Here is a 24,592-nt window from a genome sequence, read left to right on the forward strand (position 1 = left end):
CGGAGATCCGACATGCCCGACACGGCAGCATCACAACGGACGCTGATCTCGCCGGCGGCGCTGGCCAGGCCGCGCGGCAAGGTCCTGTACTGGACCGCGTTCACCCTGGTCATGGCGGTCTTCACGCTGGTGTTCATCGGACCGCTGTACTGGATGGTCACCAGCGGGCTGAAGTCCACCCAGGAGTTCGCGCAGACACCGCCGACGCTCGTCCCGGGCGAGGCGCAGCCGGACAACTACTCCGAGGCGTGGAGCGTGCTGGACCTGTCCCAACTGCTCCTCAACACCTGCGTGTACGCGTTCGGCGCGCTGGCCTTCCAGCTCGTCTTCGACGTGGCCGCGGCGTACTCGCTCTCCAAGCTCCGCCCCGTACTCGGCAAGGTCGTCCTCGGCGCCATGCTCGCGACGCTGATGATCCCGGCGACGGTGCTCGTCGTACCGCAGTACCTCACCGTCCTCGACGTGCCGGTGGTGGAGCGCAACCTCATCAACTCGCCGTGGGTGATCTGGCTGCCGTCGGTCGCCAACGCCTTCAACATCTTCCTGCTCAAGCGCTTCTTCGACTCCATCCCCCGGGAGCTGATGGACGCCGCCGCCATGGACGGCGCCGCACCGCTGCGCACGCTGCGCTCCGTCGTCCTGCCGATGTCCCGGCCGATCCTCGGCGTCGTCTCGATCTTCGCGGTCGTCGCCGTGTGGAAGGACTTCCTCTGGCCGATGCTCACCCTGCCCGACCCGTCGAAGCAGACGCTCAACGTCGGCATCTACTCGCTGTCCGCGAGCGTTCCGGAGAACCAGCTCGTCGCGGCCCTCGCGATCGCCTCGGTGCCCACGTTGGTGGTCTTCCTCGTCTTCCAGCGCAACATCATGCACGGCCTGACCGCCGGCGGCCTCAAGGGCTGACGGTAAGGGCCCTCGTCCTGAACCAGTAGGGATTTCCTGTGGGGGATTCAGTGTCGGATACGAGCTGGTGGCGCGACGCCGCCATCTACCAGGTCTACCTACGCAGCTTCGCCGACGGCGACGGCGACGGCACCGGCGACCTCGCCGGCCTCCGCGCCAGGCTGCCGTACCTCGCCGAGCTGGGCGTGGACGCCATCTGGTGCACCCCGTGGTACGTCTCACCGATGGCCGACGGCGGCTACGACGTCGCCGACTACCGGGCGGTCGACCCGGCGTTCGGCACCCTCGACGAGGCCGAGAAGCTGATCGCCGAGGCCCGCGCCCTCGGCATCCGCACGATCGTCGACGTCGTGCCCAACCACGTCTCCGACGCCCACCGCTGGTTCCGCGCCGCGCTGGCCGCCGGGCCCGGCAGCCCGGAGCGCGAGCTGTTCCACTTCCGCCCCGGCCGCGGCCCCGGCGGCGAGCTGCCGCCGAACAACTGGTCATCCCAGTTCGCCGGCGCGTGCTGGACCCGGCACGCCGACGGCGACTGGTACCTCCACCTGTTCTCCGAACGGCAGCCGGACCTCAACTGGGCCCACCCGGCGGTGCGCCGGGAACACGAGGAGGTGCTGCGCTTCTGGTTCGAGCGCGGCGCGGCGGGCGTTCGCATCGACTCCGCCGCCCTGCTCGCCAAGGACCCCGTGCTGCCCGACTGGGACGAGGACGACCCGTGCGGCACGCCCAGCCCGTACGTCGACCGCGACGAGCTGCACGAAATCTACCGCTCCTGGCGGGCCATCGCCGACGAGTACGACGGCGTGCTCATCGGCGAGCTGTGGGTGCCCGAGCCGGAGCGCTTCTCCCGCTACCTGCGCCCCGACGAGCTGCACACCGCGTTCAACTTCGACTTCCTCGCCCGCCCCTGGGACGCCGGCGAGCTGCGCGCGTCCATCGACACCACGCTCGCGTACCACGCGCCGGTCGGCGCGCCCGCGACATGGGTGCTGTGCAACCACGACGTCACCCGTACCGTCACCCGCTACGGCCGCGACGACGCCGACCCGGGCACCGGCTTCGACTTCGCCGCCAAGCGCTTCGGCACCCCGACCGACCCGGTGCGCGGCACCCGCAGGGCGCGCGCCGCGGCGCTGCTCTCGCTCGCCCTGCCCGGCTCCGTCTACCTCTACCAGGGCGAGGAGCTGGGCCTGCCGGAGGCGGAGGTGCCGCGGGACCGGATCGTCGACCCGATGCACTTCCGCTCCGAGGGCCGCGACCCCGGCCGGGACGGCTGCCGGGTGCCGCTGCCGTGGCGGCCCGGCGGAGCGGCGTACGGGTTCAGCGACCCGGTGGACGCGGACGGCCGCAGCGGCGGCGACGGCCCCGCGCGCGCGAGCGGCGACGGCGCCGCGGCGGGCGGACCGTGGCTCCCGCAGCCGGCGGGCTGGGGCGCGTACGCCGTCGAGCACCAGGAGTACGACCCGGGCTCAATGCTGCGCCTGTACCGCGACGCGCTGCGGCTGCGCCGCGCCGAGCCGGGGCTCGGCGACGGGCCGATGCGCTGGCTCGACGCCCCCGCGGGCGTGCTGTCCTTCGCCCGTTCAGACGCGTTCGCCTGCGTCGTCAACCTCGCCGCGGAGCCCGTGCCGCTCCCGGCCCACCGAAGCGTCCTGATCGGCAGCGGCCCCCTGGACGGCGGGCGGCTGCCCCGGGACACGGCGGTCTGGCTGCGCACCTGACCCGGCTGCGCTCCGCGCGGCCAGGCCGCCGACCCACGCACAGGAAGGATCACACTGGCCGCGTCCGCGTCCGCCGCCGCGGTGCTCTTCGCCGCGCCCGGCTCGGGCTCTGGCTGACTGCGGCGGCACCGACATCACCGTCGAGAACAACCGCATCCGGGACACCAACGCCCTGGCAGCGGCACGAGGCAGATGTGAACATCACGGACACCGTCGTCACCGACAGCCCGTGGAGCGCCTTCGAGTTCGTCTCCGGCGGCGGTACGGGCAAGGCCGTGCAGAACGTCACGATCGACGGCGCCACCGTGGCCGGCGTCGGCAGCGTCGTCGTGCAGGCCGAGACGCAGGGCGAGGTGACCGCCGGCAGCGTCACCGCGACGGACGTCGGCGTGGCCGGCGTCTGCAACTGCCCGTACCCCGAGGGCAGCGGCACCTTCACGCTGACCGACGGCGGCAACTCCGGCTGGGACACCGAGTGGGAGGACTGCCCCGCCTGGCCCGGCCAGGACTGACCCGCACTCTCTCCCTCCGGGCCGCCGGCGCGGGCTCCCGTCCCATCCCCCACGGGACGGGAGCGCGTCCCGTGTGCCTCAGGTGTCGATCCGGGAACGGTCCAGGGTGGCCGCCGAGTTGGTGATGAACTCCTTGCGGGGGGCGACCTCATTGCCCATCAGCAGGTTGAACACCTGCTCGGCGGCCTCCAGGTCGCTGATGTTGATCCGCCGCAGCGTGCGGTACCGCGGGTCCATCGTGGTCTCCGCGAGCTGGTCGGCGTCCATCTCGCCGAGGCCCTTGTAGCGCTGGATGGAGTCCTTGAAGCGCGTGCCCTTGCGCTGCAGGTCGAGCAGGGTCTCGCGCAGCTCGGTGTCCGAGTACGTGTAGATGTACTTGTCCTGGCCCTTCTTGGGCTGGATCAGCTCGATGCGGTGCAGCGGCGGCACCGCGGAGAAGACCCGGCCCTCCTCGACCATCGGGCGCATGTAGCGCTGGAAGAGGGTGAGCAGCAGGGTGCGGATGTGCGCGCCGTCGACGTCGGCGTCGGCGAGGAAGATCACCTTGCCGTAGCGGGCCTGGTCGATGTCGAACGTCCGCCCCGAGCCGGCCCCTATCACCTGGATGATCGCGCTGCACTCGGCGTTCTTCAGCATGTCCGCGACGGACGCCTTCTGGACGTTGAGGATCTTGCCGCGGATCGGCAGCAGGGCCTGGAACTCGGAGTTGCGCGCGAGCTTGGCCGTGCCCAGCGCGGAGTCGCCCTCGACGATGAACAGTTCGGAGCGCTCCACGTCGTCGCTGCGGCAGTCCGCGAGCTTGGCGGGCAGCGAGGAGGACTCCAGCGCGGTCTTGCGGCGCTGCGCCTCCTTGTGCTGCCGGGCGGCGATGCGCGTACGGGCCGCGGCCACGGCCTTCTCCAGCACCGCGCGCGCCTGCTGCTTGGCGTCGCGCTTGGTGGACGTCAGGAACGCCTTCAGCTCCTTGGTGACGACCTGGGCGACGATCCGGGACGCCGCCGAGGTGCCCAGCACCTCCTTGGTCTGGCCCTCGAACTGCGGCTCGGCGAGCCGGACCGTGACCACGGCGGTCAGGCCCTCCAGCGCGTCGTCCTTGACGATGTCGTCCTCGGCGACGCGCAGCAGCTTCAGGCTGCGCAGGGCGTCGTTGACCGTGCGGGTCAGGGAGCGCTCGAAGCCGGTGACGTGGGTGCCGCCCTTGGGCGTGGCGATGATGTTGACGAAGGAGCGGATGGTGGTGTCGTACCCGGTGCCCCAGCGCAGCGCGATGTCGACGCCGAGGTCGCGGGTGACCTCGGTCGGCGTCATGTGCCCGCGGTCGTCGAGCACCGGGACGGTCTCCTTGAACGTCCCCTGCCCGGACAGCCGCAGCACGTCGCAGACGGGCCGGTCGGGGGCGAGGAACTCGCAGAACTCGCTGATCCCGCCGTCGTAGCGGAAGGTCTCCGTGGTGTGCTCGCCCTTGTCGGCGGAGCGCTCGTCGCGCACGACGAGGGTGAGGCCGGGCACGAGGAAGGCGGTCTGCCGGGCGCGCGCGTGCAGGTCGTCGAGGGACAGCTCGGCGTCCTTGAGGAAGATCTGCCGGTCCGGCCAGAAGCGGATGCGGGTGCCCGTCCTGGTCTTGGGGATCTTCTTGCCCTTGGTCAGGCCGCTCGCCGGCTCGAAGGAGGCGTCGGCGCCCTTGCCCGAGAACTGCCCGGGGACGCCGCGGCGGAAGCTCATCGCATGGGTCCTGCTGTGGAGGTCGACCTCGACGTCGAGCCGGGCGGACAGCGCGTTGACCACGGAGGCGCCGACGCCGTGCAGACCGCCGGAGGCCGCGTACGCGCCGCCGCCGAACTTGCCGCCGGCGTGCAGCTTGGTCATGACGACCTCGATGCCGGACAGGCCGGTCTTCGGCTCGACGTCGACGGGGATGCCGCGGCCGTCGTCATCGACCTGCACGGAGCCGTCGGCGGCGAGCAGGACCTCGATGTTCGAGCAGTATCCCCCGAGGGCCTCGTCGACCGAGTTGTCGATGATCTCCCACAGGCAGTGCATGAGGCCGCGGCTGTCGGTGGAGCCGATGTACATGCCGGGCCGCTTGCGGACGGCCTCCAGACCCTCCAGAACGAGCAGGTGCCGCGCGGTGTAGTTGGAGCCGTCGCGCTCGGCGGCGGCCAGCACTGACGGCACGGACGTGTCGGCGGTCACTCAGTTCGCTCCTCGCTGAATTCGGGCCCGGGTGGCGGTGGCGGGCCTCATCTGCCGGTCAGAGGGTACCGAGGCTCTATAGAGCCGGTACGCAGCCACCCGCATGTGACTCGATACTAGTCCCGCTTCGAGTGCATGTTCGATCCCTCGGAGGGGTGATTCGTTTATCACGTTCCCTTACACGCATGAACCATTTAGGCTCCGGGCACGTCCTCCTGAACAACCGGCAACCCAGCCGGGGAGGCCAAAAAGAATCAAATGCGCTCAAAACGGCACAGGCACGACAAGCACTACGGCTCCTCCGCCGCCACCTGACGACATCGGGCCTGGTGACGAGGGCTTTCCCGATCCCGAGCCACGAGCGGGAACGTTTTCGGCCTGGTTGGATGTTGACCCTGGTACGACAGCTCGTCGAGCTAGAGAAGAGGCGACGTGACTACTGTTCTGACTCCCGCAAGCCCGCTGACGGCCGCCGACCGGTGCGACCGCTGCGGAGCCCAGGCCTACCTGCGCGTTGTCCTGACGAGCGGTGGCGACCTGCTCTTCTGTGCGCACCACGGCCGCAAGTTCGAGCCGGAGCTCAAGAAGATCGCTGCCGAGATACAGGACGAGACGGAGCGGCTCCAGGCCACTCCCGCGTCGGCGACAGCCGACGAACGCTGACGCACCGGCGTCAGCCCGACGAGCCTCGTGCGGCCCCCGGGCCGGAGATGGCGGTCATTCCCCGCAGGGGGAGTGGCCGCCTCGTCGGTTTTCCGGGGCGGCAGCCGCTTCCGGGACTCCAGTCGGTTTCCGGGGCGGCAGGGGCGCCTGCGGCCGGGGGCGCGGCGCGTACGGCACAGGGTGCCGCGCCAGCGCCGTGAGGGGCGGCTGTGTGCTCCTCAGGCGACCTTGCCGGGGTGGTGCGCCTTGAGGGTCTCCACGACCGCTGAGATGCGCGTGTAGACGCCCGGCCGCCCCGCCTCGCCGCAGCCCTCGCCCCACGAGACCAGGCCCACCAGCCGCCCCCGTACGACCAGCGGGCCGCCGCTGTCGCCCTGGCAGGCGTCCGGGCCGCCGCGCATCAGCCCCGCGCAGAGCATCGACGCCGCGACGTAGCGGCCGTTGGCACTGCCCGGGTACGCCTCCTCGCAGACGGTCTCCGGCAGCACCTCGACGTCCGCGGCGTGCAGCGTCGTGGGGAGACCGGCGCCGCCCCCGGTGTCCCCCCAGCCGTAGACGCGGGCCGGCGAGCCCGGCTCGTACGCCGGGTCGTCCGGCTTCTCCGCCAGCTTCACGAAGGGCCCGTCCCCGGCCGGGTCCTTCAGGTGCAGCACGGCGAGATCGCCGGAGTTGGTCCAGCCGTCGTAGTCCGGGTTCACCCACACCCGCTCGATGGCGATCTCCTTGCCGTCGGTGCCCGCGAGGTCACCCCGGCCCGCCACCACGCTCAGATCGCCGACCCCGCTCCACGGCTCGCCCAGGGTCTCCTCGGCGAGGCAGTGCGCGACCGTGAGCACCACCGCCGGGGACACCAGGGCGCCCGCGCAGAACTGCCCCGAACGCTCGTCGCCGAAACGCTTGCGGCTGGTCAGCGCGACGGTCCAGGGGCTGTCGCCGATACGCACGGGGTGCCCGCCCACCACCACGCCGTCCGCCGCCGCCGGCAGTGCCTGTCCGAGCGCGGCCGGGGGCAGCAGCACGGCGACGGCGGCGGCGATCGAGCGGAGGCGCAGGCGCATGGGGTCTCCCTGACGGCGTGGGGTGTGAGCGGTCGTGCACTCAGCCTCAGCCAGCAGGGCGCGGGCCGCACTTCGGTCGCGCCGCCCGGGGTCCCCTCCCGGGCTCAGCCGCAGGCGGTCACGGTGCCGCCGGTGCCGCGCTCGCCGCCGGGGCGGCCGTCACCGCCGGTGCCGTGGTCGCCGCCGGCAGGTGGCGCAGCCGCTCGGAGGCCAGACAGGCGCGGGTCAGGATGGTGCGTACCTCGTCGGCGGCGCTGCCGCTGCACCGGGCGAGATAGAAGATCACGACATTGATGGCGGCCACGGAGCCGGCGTAGATGTAGATGTCCTTCGCGGTGCCCACGTAGATCGACAGTCCGATGCCCCAGCAGGCCACGCAGTAGAAGCCGGCCGTCAGCGTCCAGCTCTGCAGCGCGTCGAGGCCGGCGATCCGGCCCTGCGGCACCGTGCCCAGTTGCCTGCCGCGGGCCTCGGCGATGGCGGCGCGGGCGAAGACCAGGCAGGCGGCGTTGCACAGCGAGGTGGAGAGGATGCCGATCGCGGTGCAGATGGGCCACCAGTCGCGGTGGAAGAGCGTGGTCGACAGCACCAGCACGGCGGGGATGAGGGTGAACAGCCGCATCGCGACCTCGGCCTGGACCGCCCGCCGGCTCAGCCGCCCCTGCTGCCGGCCGGCGACCAGCGGGGTGAGGCCGGCGAAGAGGTTCTGGTAGTACCGGGCACCGGCGAGCAGGAAGCTCATGGCGACCATCCGCACCGGCGCGTTGGCGGAGTGGTCGGGGATGGTGTAGCCGTCCAGCCGCAGCCCGTCGAGGAGGGGGAGCTCCTCCTCGCCCGCGCTGTTGGTGCGCTGCAGCAGGGTGACGTAGTTGTTGCCCCACTCCCAGTTGAGGTCGCGCAGCCAGTACGTGATGACGATGCTGGCCGCGACGTACCAGGCCGCGGCCGACAGCCAGGAGAAGAACAGCAGCCACCGCACGTGCATGCCGCGGTGCGGGTCGCGGTAGAGCGACTGGTTGCGGCGGATCCGCCACATCTGGAGCTGCTGCCTCGGCGCCCCGGCGAGCGGCGTGTACAGCCGGACGAAGCGCGTGCCGGCGCTCTGTGCACGCGTCGCCTCGACGGCCGCCAGCTCCTCCTCGTAGAAGTGCAGCAACTGCGGATAGAGCCGCTCCCCCGCGGCGGGCCGGAACAGCAGCAGCCGGTTCTCGGGGACGGGGTCGGTGAGGTCTTCCAGGAAGCGGGCCAGCAGGGGCGTCTCGGCGTAGAAGCCGTCGGGTACGGTCACGGCGCCGGCGCCCGCCGTGTCGCGGTGCCCGCTGCCGATCGCGGTGAGGAGCTGCCCGACCGAGTACAGGTCGGCCTGCCGGGGGTCGACCACCATGGTCTCGCTGCGCACTTCGGGCGCGACGAACGCCGCGTCCGGGCCGCCGGAGCCGGGGACCGCGTGGGAGTAGAGGTAGTTGACGCCGAGGTCGATGAGGACGAAGCGGCGGTCCCCGGCACCCGTACCGCTTCCTGATCCGGAACCGGAGCCGCTGAGGATGATGTTGGACGGGGAGAGGTCGCCGTGGCGCAGGCCGCACCGGTCGAGTTCGTCCAGCACCCCCAGCAGCCGGGGCCCGAGGTCGCGCAGGAGATCGAGCCGGATGCGGGAGCTGTCCGGCCGCTGGCTCAGATACTCCGCCAGCGTCTCCCCGGGCACGAAGTCCATCAGGATCCACCGCCCACTGCTCGCCCACGCGCGGGCCAGCGGCAGCGGCTCGGTCGCCGCCTCCTCCCGCGCGTGGACGTCGCCGTAGGCGGAGCGGTACTCGCGGGTGGCCCGGACGATGGTCGGCACCCTCAGGTACGGGTAGACGATGCACTTGAGGGCGAACGGGATGCGCCGGCCGTGCGCCTGGCGCAGCGGGAGGCCGGTCAGGATGAACGACGTGGTGCCGTGGCGGTGGAAGCGCAGGGTCTCGGTGTCGACCTCGCGCCACGCCTCCAGCGTCACGGCCTCCTCGTCCACGCTCCCCTCGACGTCGGGAATCGGGGTGTCGGGCGCGTACAGCGCACGAATCGCCTCCCGCACGGCCGGGTCCGCCACGGCCGGCACGCACAGGGCCGCGCAGTCGTGCGGCGTCCGCTCACCCTGGTCGTAACGGCGCTGGTAGGAGTGGGCCAGCGAGACCAGAGTGAGAAGGAGCAGGCCGAGATATCCGCTGACCGACCGGAACTCGCTGCGAAACGGCGCCGGGCGGGTGGCGAATTCCGTACGCCAGCGGGCCACCTGTTCGATGACCGATTCCCACGACTGCTCGAACTCGCCGCTGAAACTATGCGCCTCGAACGGCAGACCGAAAAGGACCCGGATCCAGTCCTCCCGGTCCCACTCGCATAACTCGTTCTCCGCCCGGGTCGCGGCCCGGGCAGCGCCCTGCGCGGGTGAACCCGCGGATACGGCGCGGATGATCGCGCGGAGATTACGCGCGCTGCCGGTTGTTGGCATCGTCCTTCGTCACGATGGTCAGTTGGGGTACGGCACGGATGCGGCCGTTCTTTATCAGCTCGGGGTCTTTGCCTTCGATGGCGCAGTACATCACCTCGTACCCGCCGCGGGCGCCGCTGAGAATCCGGCCGGGGTCCAGCTCGTGCCGCTTGACCTGCGGCATCCACGACATGGGCGCGAGGTCGAGCACATACGGGGCGTCGCCCGGCTCCGTCATCCGCCGCTGCAGCATGACGCGCTCGCCCCGGTAGCGGGCGATGGCCTCGCCGTAGCCCCGGCCGAGGCCGTCGCGGATGCGGTCGAGATGGCGGATCGCCCAGCGCTGCGAGACCGACAGCTTCTGCGCGGGCGGCTGGATGGGGCGGGTGCTCAGGGACAGCACGTGCGTGCAGCCGTCCTCCAGCGCCAGCTTGTACGGGTGCGGGGTCAGGACGCCGCCGTCGACCGCCCGGGAGCCGCGGAAGTCGGCCGTGCCGCGCAGCGCGACCGGGAGCCAGGCGCTGGCGATCAAGGCGGCACGCAGGTCCGCGCGCGAGGTGAAGTCGGTGGCGGCGGTGGTGCGGACCTCGTCGACGAGGGTGACCGCGACGTGCAGCCGGGTCGGGGAGGCGATGACCTTCTCGTACCCCAGGGGCTTGACGTTGTCCACGACCTCGAAGGCGTAGTCCAAGTCCATGATGCGGCCGCGCAGCGCCCGCCGGAAGTCGACGAATGTCCGGGTGGCGAGGTCGTCGTAGTAGATCGAAAGCGGATACCACGTCTCGCCGTTGAGGAAGTAGGCGCTGTTGATGGCACCGGAGGAGGCGGAATATATGGTGTCGAACGCCTGATTGAGCCCGCAGTCCTCCAAGGCGCAGAGCATCGCGGCCGAGACGACGCCCCGGATGCCGCCGCCCTCGACGGCCAGCCCGATCTTCAGGTCGTCCACGGGGTTGTCGTGCGTGTGTCCCTTTTCCCGGCGACGGCGTAAGGCGGCCAGCACAGGATGGTCCGCGTGCCACGGCATGGCACTACTCATGAGTCATGTCCTCCCTGAGGATCCGAGATTGTCACGCCCGGCAAGTGACGTCAATTCCTGGAGAGTTCACGGATACGTACCGTCTTCTCCACGAATCGCGGACGCGGCGGCCGGCGCGGCGCCCTCGCCGAAGAAAACGCCCCCGACCCGCCGCAGGGCAGGTCAGGGGCGCTGAATGCGGCTCGGCTCAGTCGAGATAGTCGCGCAGCACCTGCGAGCGCGACGGGTGCCGCAGCTTCGACATGGTCTTGGACTCGATCTGGCGGATGCGCTCGCGCGTGACGCCGTACACCTTGCCGATCTCGTCCAGGGTCTTGGGCTGCCCGTCGGTGAGCCCGAAGCGCATGGAGACCACGCCCGCCTCGCGCTCGGAGAGCGTGTCGAGGACGGAGTGCAGTTGCTCCTGCAGCAGGGTGAAGCTGACCGCGTCGGCCGGGACGACCGCCTCGGAGTCCTCGATCAGGTCGCCGAACTCGCTGTCGCCGTCCTCGCCCAGCGGGGTGTGCAGGGAGATGGGCTCGCGGCCGTACTTCTGGACCTCGATGACCTTCTCCGGGGTCATGTCCAGCTCCTTGGCCAGCTCCTCCGGGGTGGGCTCGCGGCCCAGGTCCTGGAGCATCTGGCGCTGCACCCGGGCCAGCTTGTTGATGACCTCGACCATGTGCACCGGGATGCGGATGGTGCGGGCCTGGTCGGCCATCGCGCGGGTGATCGCCTGCCGGATCCACCAGGTGGCGTACGTGGAGAACTTGTAGCCCTTGGTGTAGTCGAACTTCTCGACGGCGCGGATCAGGCCGAGGTTGCCCTCCTGGATGAGGTCCAGGAAGAGCATGCCGCGGCCCGTGTAGCGCTTGGCGAGGGAGACCACGAGGCGGAGGTTCGCCTCCAGCAGGTGGTTCTTGGCGCGGCGGCCGTCCTCGGCGATGATCTCCAGCTCACGGCGGAGCTTGGGCGCCAGCTTGTCGGCGGCGGCGAGCTTGTCCTCGGCGAAGAGACCGGCCTCGATGCGCTTGGCGAGCTCCACCTCCTGCTCGGCGTTGAGCAGGGGGACCTTGCCGATCTGCTTCAGATAGTCCTTGACCGGGTCGGCGGTGGCACCGGCGGCGGCGACCTGCTGGGCGGGGGCGTCGTCCTCGTCCTCGTCGGAGAGCACGAAACCCTCCGCCTCGGCCTCGGCGGGCGGCTCCTCCTTCTCCAGGGAGCCGTCGTCCGGGCCGTCGGGGCCGGACTCGCCGTCCTTCGCCGCGGCCTTCTTGCCGGCGGCCTTCTTGGCCGGGGCCTTCTTCGCCGCGGTCTTCCTGGCAGCCGCCTTCTTGGCGGTGGCCTTCTTGGCGGTGGTCTTCTTCTCCGGCTCGTCCGCCGGGTCACCCAGGCCCGCGGGCACCGGATCGTCCATGGGGGCCTCCTGGACCGCGTGCGCCGTGGCCGTGGCCGTGGGCTTCTTCGTCGCGGTCTTGGCGGGGACGGCTTGCTTGGTGACCGCCTTGGTGGCGGTCCGTTTCGCCGGGGTCTTCGCCGGCACGCTCTTGCGGGTGCGCTTGGGCGCCTCTGCGGCACTGACCATCAGTGTCACACCCTCCTCATCGAGGATCTGATTGAGGCTGCGCAGGACACTCTTCCACTGGGTGGGCGGAATCTGGTCAACCTCGAAGGCACGACGCACGTCATCACCGGCGATCTGCCCTTCGGCCTTCCCCCGCTCGATGAGTGCCATCACGGACTCAGCTTCGGCGATCTCCGGCGGGAGCGTACGGGATGTGCTGGCCGACACGAACAACCTCTCGAAACGATGGGAACGACCGGTGGCGGGGATGGACCACCGGCGTAGAGGCGGAACCGCGATACGTGCGCCACCACCTCTTAGGTCATCGCGCCTTCCCGCACAGCGTTACGCCCAATCCACGTGGCCCAGGTCACAATCTACCGCCACCGGCCGGAGGGCACGACAGCCGCCCGGCAGGCGCCCGCCCGTCCGGGTGGGCGGGGGGGCGCGTGGGCGCCCGGAGGAAGCGCGCCGCACGCCCGCTGTCCGGCGGTTGTGCGCCGGTGTCCGCGGGGCGCGCGGGGCTGGTGGGCTGGTGGCTCCCGGTGGGGCCCGACGGGCGCCCGGGCGGGTGATGCGGCGGCGTTCCGGGGTCTCCGGCTGGCGTCCGTGCGGTCCGTGCTGCCTGTGGCGTCCGTGAGGAGAGTCTCGTACGTGCCGGGCGTGGGCGTCGCGGTACGTGCCCCGGCGGCTGTGCCCCGGTGGCTGGCCGTCGTCCGCTGCCGCGGCCGTCCGGGGCATCCCGGGCCCGACCGGCGGTCGCCCGGCGGCTGCCGGGGGCCGGCGCACGGCGCCGCCGTCCCCTGACCGGGGCCGGCGGCGGTGCCGGTGCTCGTCGCGGCGGGGCGCGCGGGACCGTGGCCTCGCGCCCGTACCCCGCCGTCAGTGCTCGCGCGGCGCCGGCACGACGCGGTCGCCCGCGCCGATCTCGGTGTGCACGCCGAGCAACTGCCGCATGGCCGACTCGGCCGCGGCGCCGTCCCCGCTGCCCAGCGCCTCCACGATGTGCACGTGGTGGGCGACGGCGGCCTCGCTCGGGCGGTCGCAGCCGCCGGCGGGACCGCCGGAGACCTGGAGCGCCGCGGTGACCACGCCGGCCAGGTGCTCCAGCATCCGGTTCCCCGCGACCTGCAGGACCAGCGCGTGGAACTCGGCGTCGGCGCGGGCGAAGGTGACCGTGTCGCCCTGCACCAGCGCGTGGCTCATGATCTCGGCCATGTCCGTCAGGCGCTGCTGGACGGCGCCGCGGCCGTGGCCGGCCGCGAGCCTGGCGGCCAGCGGCTCGATCGTCCAGCGCAGCTCGCACAGCTCCCGGCGCTGGTCCTCGCGCTGCGGGCCGAAGGCCCGCCACTCGATGATGTCCGGGTCGAGGAGGTTCCAGTCGCTGACCGGGCGGACCCGGGTGCCGACGTTGGGGCGGGCGCTGACGAGGCCCTTGGCCTCCAGCACCCGCAGGGACTCGCGCACCACGGTGCGGGAGACCTCGAAGCGCTGCCCGATCTCCTCGGGCACGAGCGGGCGGTCGGCGCCCAGATCGCCGGAGACGATCATCTGGCCGAGCTGCTGGACGAGTTGGCCGTGGAGGCCGCGGCCCCGGCTGGTCGCCGCGCGCCGGCCGACGCGGCCGATCTCCGGGTCCCCGGCGTCCCACGCCGGCGGCGGGGCGGCGGCGGGCGGAGCGGCCGGGCCGGGGGCGGCGGCCGGGGGGACGGGGGCGGCGGCAGCGGGGCCGTCCGCGTACGGGTAGCGGTCCAGATCCCCGTGGCCGGCGAAGCCGGACTCGGAGGAACGGGCCGTCATCATGGTCTGCGCAAGGGTACTCACGAAACCTTTGTCGGCGGACGCCCCGGCCGCCTTGAGGGCTTTGGTGAAAAGCACACGAAAGGGTGATCGCCCAGCGCCCTTCCCTTGACGCCTTTCCGGCATCAAACCGGTGGGAAACCGGCTAATCACCGGCCGAGTTGAAAACCCTCCGTACGAAACTCGGACACCCGCTTCGCTCCAGCGCGCGCCCCAGGGAACGGGCGCGGCCCGCGGTCAGGACGTACGCGCCCAGGAGGGCGCCGAGCGACAACACCAGCGCGTGCCCGAAGGGTTGGGCGGGCACGCCGAACACGCCGCCGAGGTGCAGCCCGCCGCCGGGCCGCGGAATGTGCAGCACGCGCATGAGCTGCAACGGGAGTTCCCCGAGGCGGCGCACGGCGCCCGTGCCGGCGAGCGCGTGGACGGCGGGGGCGACGGCGACGGGCACGGTGAGCACCGCGGCCAGCCCCAGCGACGCCGACGTGAACAGCCCCGCGGCCAGCACCCCCGTCCACGCGCAGCCCACGGTCACGCCCGCCCAGCTCAGCAGTTGCAGGCCACCGTCCGCGGGCATGTCCACGATGTCGCCGAAGAGCACGAGCAGCGCCGTGGCGTCCGCGAGCAGCACCGCGACGAAGAGCAGCAGCGCCGCCGCCGTGCTCACGGCGAGCTTGGCGAAGAGCAGGCCGAGGCGGCGCGGCACGGCGCCGACCGCCGGGGTGAGCGAGGGGAAGCTGAACTCCTGGCCGAAGGCGTGCGCGCCGATCAACCCGGCGCCGATCGCGGCGGGCGGCAGGGGGAGGACCGGTGCCCAGCCGGTGAGCATGCGGACGGCGGCGTCGTCGGAGACGGCGGAGCCGCCGGCGGAGTGCGCGAGGAGGGCGGCGCCGGCGACGGAGGCGGCGAGGGTGCCGGCGGCGGCGACGCGGGGCAGGCGGGAGCCGGAGGTGGCGCGGCGCAGTTCGTAGCGCAGGGGGTGGGCGGGGCCGGGGAGCCAGCGGCGGCGGAGCGGGCCGGCGAGGGGCGCGTCTTCGGGGCCGGTGGGCTGGGCGGGGACGAGCGTCCCGGCGGGCGGGGTGTCGCCGTCGTCCGCGGGTCCGGCGCCGGTGTCAGTGCCGGGTGGCAGGGCTGCCGTAGCGGTGCGGGCGAGGTCGCCGCCGGGGAGGGCTTCCCCTCCGGAGGCGGCGGTGAGGACGGACTCGTGGGAGGAGTCGGCGAGTTGATGCAGCAGGATGCCGTTGCGGTACGCGAGTTCGCCGACGGCCGCGCTGTCGGTCCCGTAGACGGCCAGGGCGCCGCCGTCCCGGCGTACCACCTCGACGCGCCGTTCCGGCGTGCTGGCCTGCCGCGTCAGATAGCTGGCGAACCGCTCGGACTGCGGCGTCCTGATGAGGACGCAGGGGCGCAGCCGCAGCCGGGCGAACTCGTCGGCCTCCTCGTCGGCGACGAGCCGGCCGGCCCGCAGCGTCAGGACCCGGTCGGCGAACCGGGCGGCGACGCGCGGCTGGTCGGTGGCGAGCACGACGCAGACGCCGGCGGCGGCCAGCTCGCGCAGCAGGGCGTAGTAGAACGCCGCCTCGCGGCGCGGCAGATCGCGTACGGGGTCGTCGAGCAGGAGCGAGTGCGGCTGGCCGAGGAGCGCGGTGGCGAGGCCGAGGCGGCGGTCCATGCTCAGGGAGAGAGCGTCGAGCCGGTCGTCGGCGAGCGCATCGAGGCCGACGTGCGTGAGCAGGGCGTCGGCGCGGGCCGCGGGGACGCCCACGGCGGCGGCGAGCATGCGCAGGTGGCCGAGCACGGTGCGGGCCGGGTGGCCGGAGACGTCGCCGAGCACGGCACCGATCTCGCGGGCGGGGGCGGGGAGCCGGCTCAGCGGGCGGCCGTCGTAGAGGGTGATGCCGCGACCGCTGTCCAACTGGAGCATGAGGCGCAGCGCGGCGGTCTTGCCCGCGCCGGGCTCGCCGAGCAGCGCGGTGACGGTGCCCGCGTCGGCCTCGAACGTGAGGTCGCGCACGGCGGGCGGACGGCCGCCGCGGGGCCTGCTCGTGAGTCCGATGGCCTGGATCACCGCGCCTCCCAAAATCGGTTGATATCCGACATATAAGGATGATTACGCAGGAGGCGCGCCGGGACGGGGATTTCACTCGGGGCGCGGTGCGGCGTCGCGGATGTGTGCTCGTACGACTCGTATGTCCGGACGGGCACGCCCCTGCGGCCGGGAAGCCAAGCGCGAACCGTCACGAATTGTCTGCTGTTGTCCGGAACGGTCCGGGGTGGTCCGCGGCGGACTGCCCGATCGCGGTGCGGGGCGGTCGGGCGGGTGCCCGGCGGTCACACCTCGGGGCGCAGCATCGGGGGGTTCAGGATCGTGGCGCCCCCGGCCTGGAAGAGCTGCGCGGGACGGCCGCCCTGGCGGGTGGTGGTGCCGCCGGTGGGCAGCAGGAAGCCGGGGGTGCCGGTGACCTTGCGGTGGAAGTTGCGGGGATCCAGGGCGACGCCCCACACCGCCTCGTAGACCCGGCGCAGCTCCCCGACCGTGAACTCCTGCGGGCAGAAGGCCGTGGCCAGCGACGAGTACTCGATCTTCGACCGGGCCCGCTCCACGCCGTCGGCCAGGATCCGGCGGTGGTCGAAGGCCAGCGGCGGGTGCTCCGCCTCGTCGTCGGAGGGCCCGACGAGGGTCTCGACCGGTGCCCAGCGGACGCCGCCGACGTCGCCGCCGGGGCGCGGCGCGGGCAGGTCCGGGGCCAGCACGAGGTGGGCGACGCTCACCACGCGCATCCGCGGGTCGCGCTTGGGATCGCCGTACGTGGCGAGTTGTTCGAGGTGCGCGGCGTGCGCGGAGGTGTGCTCCGCCACCAGGCCGTGCGCGTGCAGGCCGGTCTCCTCGGCGAGTTCGCGTGCCGCCGCCTCCTCCAGATCCTCCTCCTCGCGCACGAAGCCGCCGGGCAGCGCCCACCGGCCCTGGAAGGGGGCCTCGCCGCGGCGGACGATCAGGGCGCTCAGGGCGTGCCGGCGCACGGTGAGCACCACCAGGTCGACGGTCACGGCGAACGGCGGGTAGGCGGACGGCTCGTAGGGGGGCATGGCGGGGATCTTAGTCGTCTGCCTGACGATAATCAGGACTTCGCGGGAGACGGACGCACGGGCCGGGGGCGGTTCAGGAACAGAGCTGGAGGCCGGGGGCGGCCTCTTCTACGACGGCGAGGCCGAGGCGGCTGACCCGTACGGCAAAGGGCTCACCGGCCAGCCGCCAGCCCGTCAGCTGCAGCGCGCCCAGCGGGGCCGTGCGGGGCGGGCGGGCGGCGACGGTGCCGGCGGGGACGTCGGGGGCGACGCCGGCGAGCGTGGTGAGGACGTGCACGACGGCGGCGGCGGCGACGGCGGACGGGCGGCAGGCAGCCGGGTGCGGGAGCGGGGCGCCGCCCGCGGTGCGCTGGTCGCCGGCGTACATGTCGGGCAGGTGGTGGCCGAAGTGGCCCGCGGCGGCGAGGAGTCCGCGCAGGAGGGTGCCGGCCTCCTTGTCGTAGCCGGCGGTGAAGAGGCCGGCGACGGCGACGGCGGTCTCGTGGACGTGCACGGCGCCGGCGCGGTGGCCGAAGGGGTTGAAGCCGGGCTCGGCCGCGCCGAGGCTGCGCAGACCCCAGCCGGAGTCGTATGCCGGGCCGCCGAACCGGCGGGCGAGCTGGCCGCTTTGGGCCGAGTCGAGGAGGCCGGGGGCAGGCGCGGGGCGGGCGGCGCTGTCGCCGGGGGCTGTTGCGGCGCGGTCGGCAGCGGGGCCGGCGGGCGCGACGTGCTCGACGGGGACGGGGGCGAGGGTGTCGGCCATGGTGGGCAGGAGGTGGGCGGCAGGGCTGCCGAGGTGGGTGAGCGGGCTGCCGTCGGGGGCGAGGGCAGCCGCGGGCCTGCCGCCGGCGACGTCCTCCGCCCAGAAGTCGGCGCGGAAGCGCGCGCGCAGGTCGGCGGCCCACTGCCGCCACTCGGCGGCGCCCGGGCGCCCGCAGGCGTCGAGGAGTTCGGCGCCGAGAAGCGCGGCGCGGTGGGCGTGGGCCTGGGTCTCGCAGCGGTACGGGCCGCCGGGGGCGGGGTCGGGGACGTAGCCGCAGTCGTCCGCGGCGGTGCGGAGCCAGGCGAGGCAGCGTTCGGCGGCGGGCAGGAGTCCGTCGAGGTCCCGCTCCGGCAGCCCCCAGCGACGTGCCTCGGCGAGCACCGCGGGGAAGAGGAGGGTGGCCTCGACACCGGTGGCGGCGGGAGGCAGATGCGGGCCGGAATCCCGGAGGGTGCCGGGCAGCCGGCCGGGATCAGGAGCCCCGGCGGCAGGAGTTGCCGGCCAGGTGCGGGCGACCGCGCGAAGAGTGCCGGCGGCCAGGCGCGTACCCAGCGGGAGGAGCATGCGGGCGGCCCAGAGCGCGTCGGCGGAAGCCAGCGCGCAGCGCCACGGCACCCCGGCGACGAGGTGGACGTCGGCCGGCTCCGCGGGATCACGGAGCAGCAGAGTCCGCAGGTCGTCGAGCGCGGTGTCCAGCAGCGGGGCGACCCCCGGGTCGTCGCCCACGGCGGCGGCTGCCGGCGACCACGGCACCGGGGGCAGCTCCCGCGGACCCGCCTGGTCCGTGCCGATCCGCAGCTCCAGCGTGCGGGACCCGCCCGGCGCCAACTCCACGTGCCACCGCAGCAGCCCGGCCGCGGCGATCACATCGTCGGGCGGCGGCTCCGCACTCACCAGCGCCCCCACCCCGGGGGCCCCACCCCCTCCCCCGCCGCCGCTTTCGTCGGTGCTCCGCGCACCGCCGCCCGCCGCGCCGCCGCAGGGAGCCGGCGTGCCCCCGCGCGGCGCAGCACCGCCCGCTCCGCCTCCGCGCGTCCCGCCGCCACGGACTCCGCCGCCCCGGGGCGGGGCGCCGCGCACGGCACCGCCGCGCATCTCTCCGCCGGACGCACCGCCGCCGGTCAGGCCGCCGCCGTGCCCGGTGCCGCCGCGTGCCGGGTCCGTGGCGCACGCCCCCGCTCCCGCGCCGTCCCCGGGGCCGGCGCCCCGCGCACGGCCCAGGTCCGCGGTGGCCGGCAGCGGGCGCCAGCGCAGGCCCGACTCGTGGACGCTGGCCGGGACTTCGCGGCGGTCGCGTCCGGCGGCGACGGCGCTCAGCTCGGCCAGGTCCGTGCCCAGCTCGGCCTCCAGCGTCAGCCGCAGCACCCGGGTGGCGCTGCTATGCAGGGTGATCCGCTCGACGCCGGCGGCGTGCCGCACCCGCTCCACGACCACGGCCGGGTCCGGCCCCGTTTCCGCGCCGGTGCGCACGGTGCCCACGAAGCGCACCCGGTCCGCCCCCGCCCGCCGCCCCTGCACCGGCAGCGGCTCGACGCCGCCCACCCGCAGCCGCAGCCGTCCGACCAGCCGGCGGCCCGCCCGGTAGAACCCTTCGAGGCCGCGGCCGTCGAGCTGGCCGTGGCGGGCGGAGACGGCGAAGGCCGGCATGGCGACGCAGACGAGCGCGTCGTGCGCGGGGCTCGGCACGGGTGGCCGCTGACGTGGCGGCTGCGGGCTGGGAGACACGCGGCAGTCCTCTCGGGAAGCCGTGGACGGACGAGGCGGCGGCCGGCCGCCGCCGTGAGAACGCCCGCAAGCCCCTCCAGGTCACGCCGGCGGCCTGCCGGCCGCCCCGCGCCCCTCTCTCATGCCGCCATCGCTACTCCTTGCTCCGCACGTCGCGGCGCCGGGCGGTGCGGCGCGACGTGCGGCGGCCGAACGGGCGGCGGGAGCCGCGGTTCGACGGCTGGGCCGGCGGCAGGCACAGCGGCCGGGCCCGCGGCCTGGCCGGGGCAGCGGCGGACGGCAGGGACCGCGGCTCCGCCGGCGCGGGCGAGGCGGGCGAGGCGGTCTCGTGGACGCGGCGCTGACGCCGCAGGGAGCGCCGCAACGGCTCCGGGTCCAGGCCCTCGTTGACCGCCTGGTGGAGCAACTGTGCGAACAGGTACTCCGGGTCGGACTCCAGCGCGCAGCCGAAGGCGACCCGGGCCGCCGCCTCGTCGCCGCTCGACCATGCCACCCACCCGGCGAGCGTGAGCGGCGGCGCGGCGTGCTCCACGTACGCCCCGACGCAGCGGCGGGCCAGCGCCCGCCACAGCCGGAGCGCGCCCGCCGCCTCCGTGCCCTCCATCCGTTCGGCGGCGCGGTCGCGCGTGAGGCGGTCCTGCAGCCCGACGATGAGGGCCGCGCACTCGTCGTCGCTGAGCAGTGCGTCGTCGCGCCCGTCGGTGTCGGCCGCCGCCTCCCCCGCGGGCGGCGGCGCCTCGGTGAGCCGCGCGATCAGCCGGTCGGCGAGCGCCAGGGTCTCCTCGCGCACGGTCTCGCGGCCGGCCTGCTCCAGGATCCGCGGCACGAGCGAGCCGCCGGCCGCGTCGAGCGCCCGCGTCTGCCGGTCCACGTCCGGGTGCCGGGGCACGAGCCTGCCCTCAAGGGCGCGCAGGGATCCGGGCTTCTGCACACCCGCGTATGCCGCGGCGGCGGCCATCTCGGAGCTGCCGGGCGGGACCAGCGCCGTGCCCTCAGGCGGACAGCAGCGCTCGTCCGGGCAGAGGTAGGACCAATAGCGCCCGGCGGAGATGCACAGGGCCTCCACGACCGGCACCTCCAGCCGTCCGCAGGCGACCCGCAGCCGCTGGGCGAGGGACCGCAGCCGCTCCATCACCTCCCGCGGCTGCTCTCCCGCGCCGGGGTCCTGGCAGAGGAAGACGACGATGCCGTCTGGCTTGCCGCCCCGCTTCGCGCTGCCCTCGATGAGGCACTCCGCGAGCTGCGCGGCCACGTCCGGCCAGCCGTCGCGGTCCGGCGGGATGCCGAGGCGCAGCCGGCCGCCGAAGCGTCCCCGCTCGCCGTGCAGTGCGGCCAGGACGACGCTGTCGTCCGGGTGGAATCCCATCAAGTAGGGCAGCGCGTCCGCCAGCTCGGCCGGGCTGCGCAGCACGGCCTGCGTTTCGTTGTGCGATGTCATGGCACGAGGGTTCCGTGTCTCCGGGGGATTCGCGACCCCTGTGGATAACCCCTGACCAGGGCATGCCATCACCCTCCCGGACCTGGGGAAACCGGCCGACCCGCGGGTTGGCCGGTTCGGTTCGGGCGCGGGGCACGGGCTGCCTTTACGGTGACGCCAGAAGGCGAGGTCCGCCGACTGGAAGGGGCAACGCGCCATGACGTCCGACGCGCACGACAGCCACCTCGACCCCCCGTCGCCCGAGGAGGTCGGTTCCGCGTACGACCGGTTCGGCCCGCTGTACGACCTGACGCAGGGCACCTCCGCCATCCACGTCGGCCGGTGGTCGGCCGGCGACGCGGGCCGCCGTCCCGCGACCTCGCTCGGGGAGCTGGCCGACCAGGCCATGGACAGGCAGACCGACTACTACATCGACGCCCTGGCGCCCGGCACGACCGACCACGTGCTCGACATCGGCAGCGGTACCGGCGGTCCCGCCGTGCGGCTGGCGCAGCGCACCGGTGCGCGGGTCACGGGGATCACCGTCAGTGAGACGCAGGTCGCCCGCTCCCGGGAGCGGGCCGCCGCCGCGTCGCTCACGGACCGTGTCGGATTCGCCCTCGCCGACGTGCTGGAACTCCCCTACGAGGACGGCGCGTTCGACGCGGCCTGGGCCATCGACTCCTTCGCTCACATCTCCGACCGCCTGCGCGGACTGCGCCAGGCGTGGCGTGTGCTGCCGCGCGGCGGGCAGTTGCTGATGACGGAGTTCACCCGCCGCGGCGACCCGTCACGCGCGCAGTTGGAGACGTTCCGGGAGGTCTGGACGTCGCCGCCGCCGCTGCCGCTGGCGGAGGGGCTGCGGGTGGCGTACGAGGCGGGCTTCGAGCTCGTACGGCTGGAGAACCAGACGCACGACGTCATCATGAACGGCGAGGTCATGACGGTGCTCTACCGGGACCATCACGACGAGATCCAGGAGCGCTACGGCCCGGAGACGACCGCGGCGCTGGATGCCTCGATTCCGCTGTTCCGCACCTTCGTCCGCGACCACCTCGGCTACTTCCTCTACGTCCTGCGCAAGCCGTAGCGCGCCACCGGTCCCGGGGCGGCGGCCGGGCCGCCGGCCGAGGGCGGCGGCCGGGGCGCCGCGGGGGCCCGGATCGCGGTTCGCGAGGTGAGCGTCACGTTGGGTGAGTTCGCCGATTGTCCGTGGCATCGGGTTGCATGGGGGCATGGACGATCTGGAGCTCCGCGCCGAAGCCGATGCCGTCCTCGCCGGGCTCGTGGGGGACGCCGGAGGCTCGGCGCGGTTGCGGGAGGACCAGTGGCAGGCGGTGGCGGCCCTGGTGCAGGAGCGCCGACGGGCGCTGGTGGTGCAGCGCACCGGCTGGGGCAAGTCGGCGGTGTACTTCGTGGCGACCGCTCTGCTGCGCCGGCGCGGCTCCGGTCCGACGGTGATCGTCTCGCCGCTGCTGGCGCTGATGCGCAACCAGGTCGAGTCGGCGGCGCGGGCCGGGATCCAGGCACGCACGATCAACTCGGCCAATCCGGAGGAGTGGGAAGCCATCTACGGGGAGGTCGAGCGCGGCGAGGCCGATGTTCTCCTGGTAAGTCCGGAACGCCTTAATTCCGTGGATTTTCGTGATCACGTGCTGCCCAGGCTGGCGGCCACGACCGGCTTGCTGGTGGTGGACGAGGCGCACTGCATTTCCGACTGGGGCCATGACTTCCGCCCGGACTACCGCCGCCTGCGGACGATGCTGGCGGAGTTGCCGGCGGGTGTGCCGGTGCTCGCCACGACGGCGACGGCGAACGCGCGGGTGACCGCGGACGTGGCGGAGCAGTTGGGCACGGGGGGCGGGGACGCTCTGGTGCTGCGGGGGCCGCTTGACCGGGAGAGCCTGCGGCTCGGGGTGCTGCGGCTGCCCGATGCGGCGCACCGGCTGGCGTGGCTGGGCGAGCGGCTGGGGGATCTGCCGGGTTCGGGGATCATCTACACACTGACGGTGGCGGCGGCGGAGGAGGTCGCGGCGTTCCTGCGGCAGAGCGGATATCCGGTGGCCTCGTACACGGGGAAGACGGAGAACGCGGACCGGCTGCAGGCGGAGGAGGATCTGCTGGCGAACCGGGTGAAGGCGCTGGTCGCCACGTCCGCGCTGGGGATGGGTTTCGACAAGCCGGACCTGGGATTCGTCGTGCATCTGGGGTCGCCCTCGTCTCCGATTGCCTACTACCAGCAGGTGGGGCGTGCGGGCCGGGGCGTGGATCACGCGGATGTGCTGCTGCTGCCGGGGCGGGAGGACGAGGCGATCTGGGCGTACTTCGCTTCGGTGGGCTTCCCGCCCGAGGAGCAGGTGCGGCGCACTCTGACGGTTCTTCAGGAGGCGGGCCGTCCGTTGTCACTGCCGGCGCTGGAGCCGCTGGTGGATCTCCGCCGCTCGCGCCTGGAGACGATGCTGAAGGTCCTGGACGTGGACGGGGCGGTCAAGCGCGTGAAGGGCGGCTGGACCGCGACGGGGCAGCCGTGGGTGTACGACGCGCAGCGGTACACGTGGGTGGCCGGGCAGCGGGAGGCCGAGCAGCAGGCCATGCGGGACTACGCGGCGGGCGAGGGCTGCCGGATGGAGTTCCTGCAGCGCCAGCTCGACGACGAGAAGGCGGGCCCGTGCGGTCGCTGCGACAACTGCGCCGGCCCCTGGCTCGGCCCGGAGGTCTCTCCCGGGGCCCTGGCCGCGGCCCGGGGCGAGCTGGACCGTCCGGGGGCCGAGATCGAGCCGCGCAAGATGTGGCCGACCGGGCTCGCCGCGGTCGGCCTGGACCTCAAGGGGCGTATCCCCGCGGGCCAGCAGGCGGCCACCGGGCGGGCGCTCGGCAGGCTGTCGGACATCGGCTGGGGCAACCGCCTGCGTCCACTGCTGTCGCCGCAGACGGCCGACGGGCCGGTCCCGGATGACGTGCTGGCCGCCGTCGTGACGGTGGTGGCCGACTGGGCCCGTTCGCCGGGCGGCTGGGCCAGCGGTTCTCCCGACGCCCCGGCGCGGCCGGTGGCGATCGTCGCCATGCCGTCCCGTACGCGCCCGCGGCTGGTCACCTCGCTGGCCGAGGGCGTGGCCCGGGTGGGCAGGCTCCCGCTGCTGGGCAGCCTGGCCTACACGCCGCAGGCCGGCGATGACGCGGCGCGGCGCAGCAACTCCGCCCAGCGGCTGCGCGCCCTGGCCGGCTCGTTCACCGTGCCCGGCGAACTCGCAGCCGCGCTGGCCGCCGCTCCCGGCCCGGTCGTGCTCGTCGATGACTACACCGACTCCGGCTGGACCCTGGCCGTAGGCGCACGCCTCCTGCGTCAGGCCGGTGCCGACCAGGTGCTCCCGCTCGTCCTCGCCCTGGCCGGATAGGCGGACAGAGCGACGCGCCGGAGCCCGGTCAGGCTCCGGCGCATCCAGGGCCTCCGGAAGTCCGTCTTGCTGCCGCCTGAATGGTGAGTTCGCCGACTCCCGCCGCCCTTGAAGCGGCAGCAACCGCCCCGGCGGAATGCGTTCGCGGTACGGGCACCGTGGTGCACAGGTCCTGATGATCAGTCAACTCGCGGACAAAACAGCAGGTGGACGCGCATGTACGGGTCCATTTTCGGACCCTGTCGTCGATTTTCAGCCGGAGTGATCCGACTCTTTACGGAAAGCACTATTATTGATCAATAATGTCCCGAAACCGGATGG

Annotated in this window: 15 protein-coding genes and 1 pseudogene; 6 read left to right on the forward strand and 10 right to left on the reverse strand. The window is 73.5% G+C overall.

Going from position 1 to position 24,592, the window contains the following annotated elements; translation table 11 throughout:
• Positions 1 to 12: 12 nt before the first annotated feature.
• From B124_RS14915 to B124_RS14925, 3 genes and pseudogenes are all read left to right on the forward strand, one after another.
• The gene (locus B124_RS14915; protein ID WP_496503308.1) at positions 13 to 903 is read left to right on the forward strand and encodes a carbohydrate ABC transporter permease; all 891 of its coding nucleotides are present in this window, start codon (positions 13 to 15) and stop codon (positions 901 to 903) included.
• 50 nt (positions 904 to 953) lie between these two features.
• A complete protein-coding gene (locus tag B124_RS14920; RefSeq protein WP_496503386.1) occupies positions 954 to 2,624 on the forward strand; it encodes a glycoside hydrolase family 13 protein in 1,671 nt (556 codons plus the stop codon).
• 85 nt (positions 2,625 to 2,709) lie between these two features.
• Positions 2,710 to 3,136: pseudogene (locus B124_RS14925) on the forward strand (hypothetical protein); the annotation flags it as partial.
• Between the two features lie 78 nt (positions 3,137 to 3,214).
• Here the strand turns inward: B124_RS14925 and B124_RS14930 are convergent.
• The gene (locus tag B124_RS14930; protein ID WP_496503309.1) at positions 3,215 to 5,329 is read right to left on the reverse strand and encodes a DNA gyrase/topoisomerase IV subunit B; all 2,115 of its coding nucleotides are present in this window, start codon (positions 5,327 to 5,329) and stop codon (positions 3,215 to 3,217) included.
• Positions 5,330 to 5,761: 432 nt separating this feature from the next.
• Here B124_RS14930 and B124_RS14935 point away from each other — a divergent pair, with 432 nt between their 5' ends.
• On the forward strand, positions 5,762 to 5,992 hold the full coding sequence (locus B124_RS14935) for a DUF7455 domain-containing protein (RefSeq protein ID WP_420304822.1): 231 nt from the start codon (positions 5,762 to 5,764) through the stop codon (positions 5,990 to 5,992).
• Positions 5,993 to 6,210: 218 nt separating this feature from the next.
• Here B124_RS14935 and B124_RS14940 read toward each other — a convergent pair whose 3' ends face one another.
• The 9 genes from B124_RS14940 to B124_RS14980 all read right to left on the reverse strand — a co-directional run bounded on the left by B124_RS14940 (position 6,211) and on the right by B124_RS14980 (position 20,897).
• Entirely contained in the window at positions 6,211 to 7,050 is an 840-nt protein-coding gene (locus tag B124_RS14940; protein WP_496503310.1) for a S1 family peptidase, read from the reverse strand.
• Positions 7,051 to 7,168: 118 nt separating this feature from the next.
• Positions 7,169 to 9,544 (reverse strand): protein kinase family protein, encoded by a 2,376-nt coding sequence (locus tag B124_RS14945; RefSeq protein WP_496503311.1) that lies wholly within the window; start codon positions 9,542 to 9,544, stop codon positions 7,169 to 7,171.
• On the reverse strand, positions 9,519 to 10,562 hold the full coding sequence (locus B124_RS14950; RefSeq protein WP_496503312.1) for a patatin-like phospholipase family protein: 1,044 nt from the start codon (positions 10,560 to 10,562) through the stop codon (positions 9,519 to 9,521). The genes B124_RS14945 and B124_RS14950 overlap by 26 nt, the downstream gene beginning before the upstream one ends.
• A 187-nt stretch (positions 10,563 to 10,749) precedes the next feature.
• Positions 10,750 to 12,333 (reverse strand): RNA polymerase sigma factor, encoded by a 1,584-nt coding sequence (locus tag B124_RS14955; RefSeq protein ID WP_496503313.1) that lies wholly within the window; start codon positions 12,331 to 12,333, stop codon positions 10,750 to 10,752.
• Positions 12,334 to 12,987: 654 nt separating this feature from the next.
• Positions 12,988 to 13,983: a FadR/GntR family transcriptional regulator gene (locus tag B124_RS14960; RefSeq protein WP_496503314.1), complete on the reverse strand. Its 996-nt coding sequence runs from the start codon at positions 13,981 to 13,983 to the stop codon at positions 12,988 to 12,990.
• A 67-nt stretch (positions 13,984 to 14,050) separates the two neighbouring features.
• Positions 14,051 to 15,973: an ATP-binding cassette domain-containing protein gene (locus B124_RS14965; RefSeq protein WP_496503315.1), complete on the reverse strand. Its 1,923-nt coding sequence runs from the start codon at positions 15,971 to 15,973 to the stop codon at positions 14,051 to 14,053.
• Positions 15,974 to 16,236: 263 nt separating this feature from the next.
• Complete coding sequence (locus B124_RS14970) at positions 16,237 to 16,992, reverse strand: NUDIX hydrolase (protein WP_496503316.1); 756 nt, start codon at positions 16,990 to 16,992, stop codon at positions 16,237 to 16,239.
• A gap of 73 nt (positions 16,993 to 17,065) precedes the next feature.
• Complete coding sequence (locus B124_RS14975) at positions 17,066 to 19,381, reverse strand: glycogen debranching N-terminal domain-containing protein (protein WP_496503387.1); 2,316 nt, start codon at positions 19,379 to 19,381, stop codon at positions 17,066 to 17,068.
• Between the two features lie 211 nt (positions 19,382 to 19,592).
• The gene (locus B124_RS14980; protein ID WP_496503317.1) at positions 19,593 to 20,897 is read right to left on the reverse strand and encodes a DUF4192 domain-containing protein; all 1,305 of its coding nucleotides are present in this window, start codon (positions 20,895 to 20,897) and stop codon (positions 19,593 to 19,595) included.
• Positions 20,898 to 21,093: 196 nt separating this feature from the next.
• Between B124_RS14980 and B124_RS14985 the strand changes: the two genes are divergently transcribed.
• Together B124_RS14985 and B124_RS14990 are read left to right on the forward strand one after the other, a co-directional pair.
• Positions 21,094 to 21,966: an SAM-dependent methyltransferase gene (locus tag B124_RS14985; RefSeq protein WP_496503318.1), complete on the forward strand. Its 873-nt coding sequence runs from the start codon at positions 21,094 to 21,096 to the stop codon at positions 21,964 to 21,966.
• A gap of 145 nt (positions 21,967 to 22,111) precedes the next feature.
• Positions 22,112 to 24,271: a RecQ family ATP-dependent DNA helicase gene (locus B124_RS14990; RefSeq protein ID WP_496503319.1), complete on the forward strand. Its 2,160-nt coding sequence runs from the start codon at positions 22,112 to 22,114 to the stop codon at positions 24,269 to 24,271.
• The last annotated feature ends 321 nt before the right edge of the window (positions 24,272 to 24,592 follow it).

The sequence above is a fragment of the Streptomyces sp. CNP082 genome (assembly GCF_059570535.1).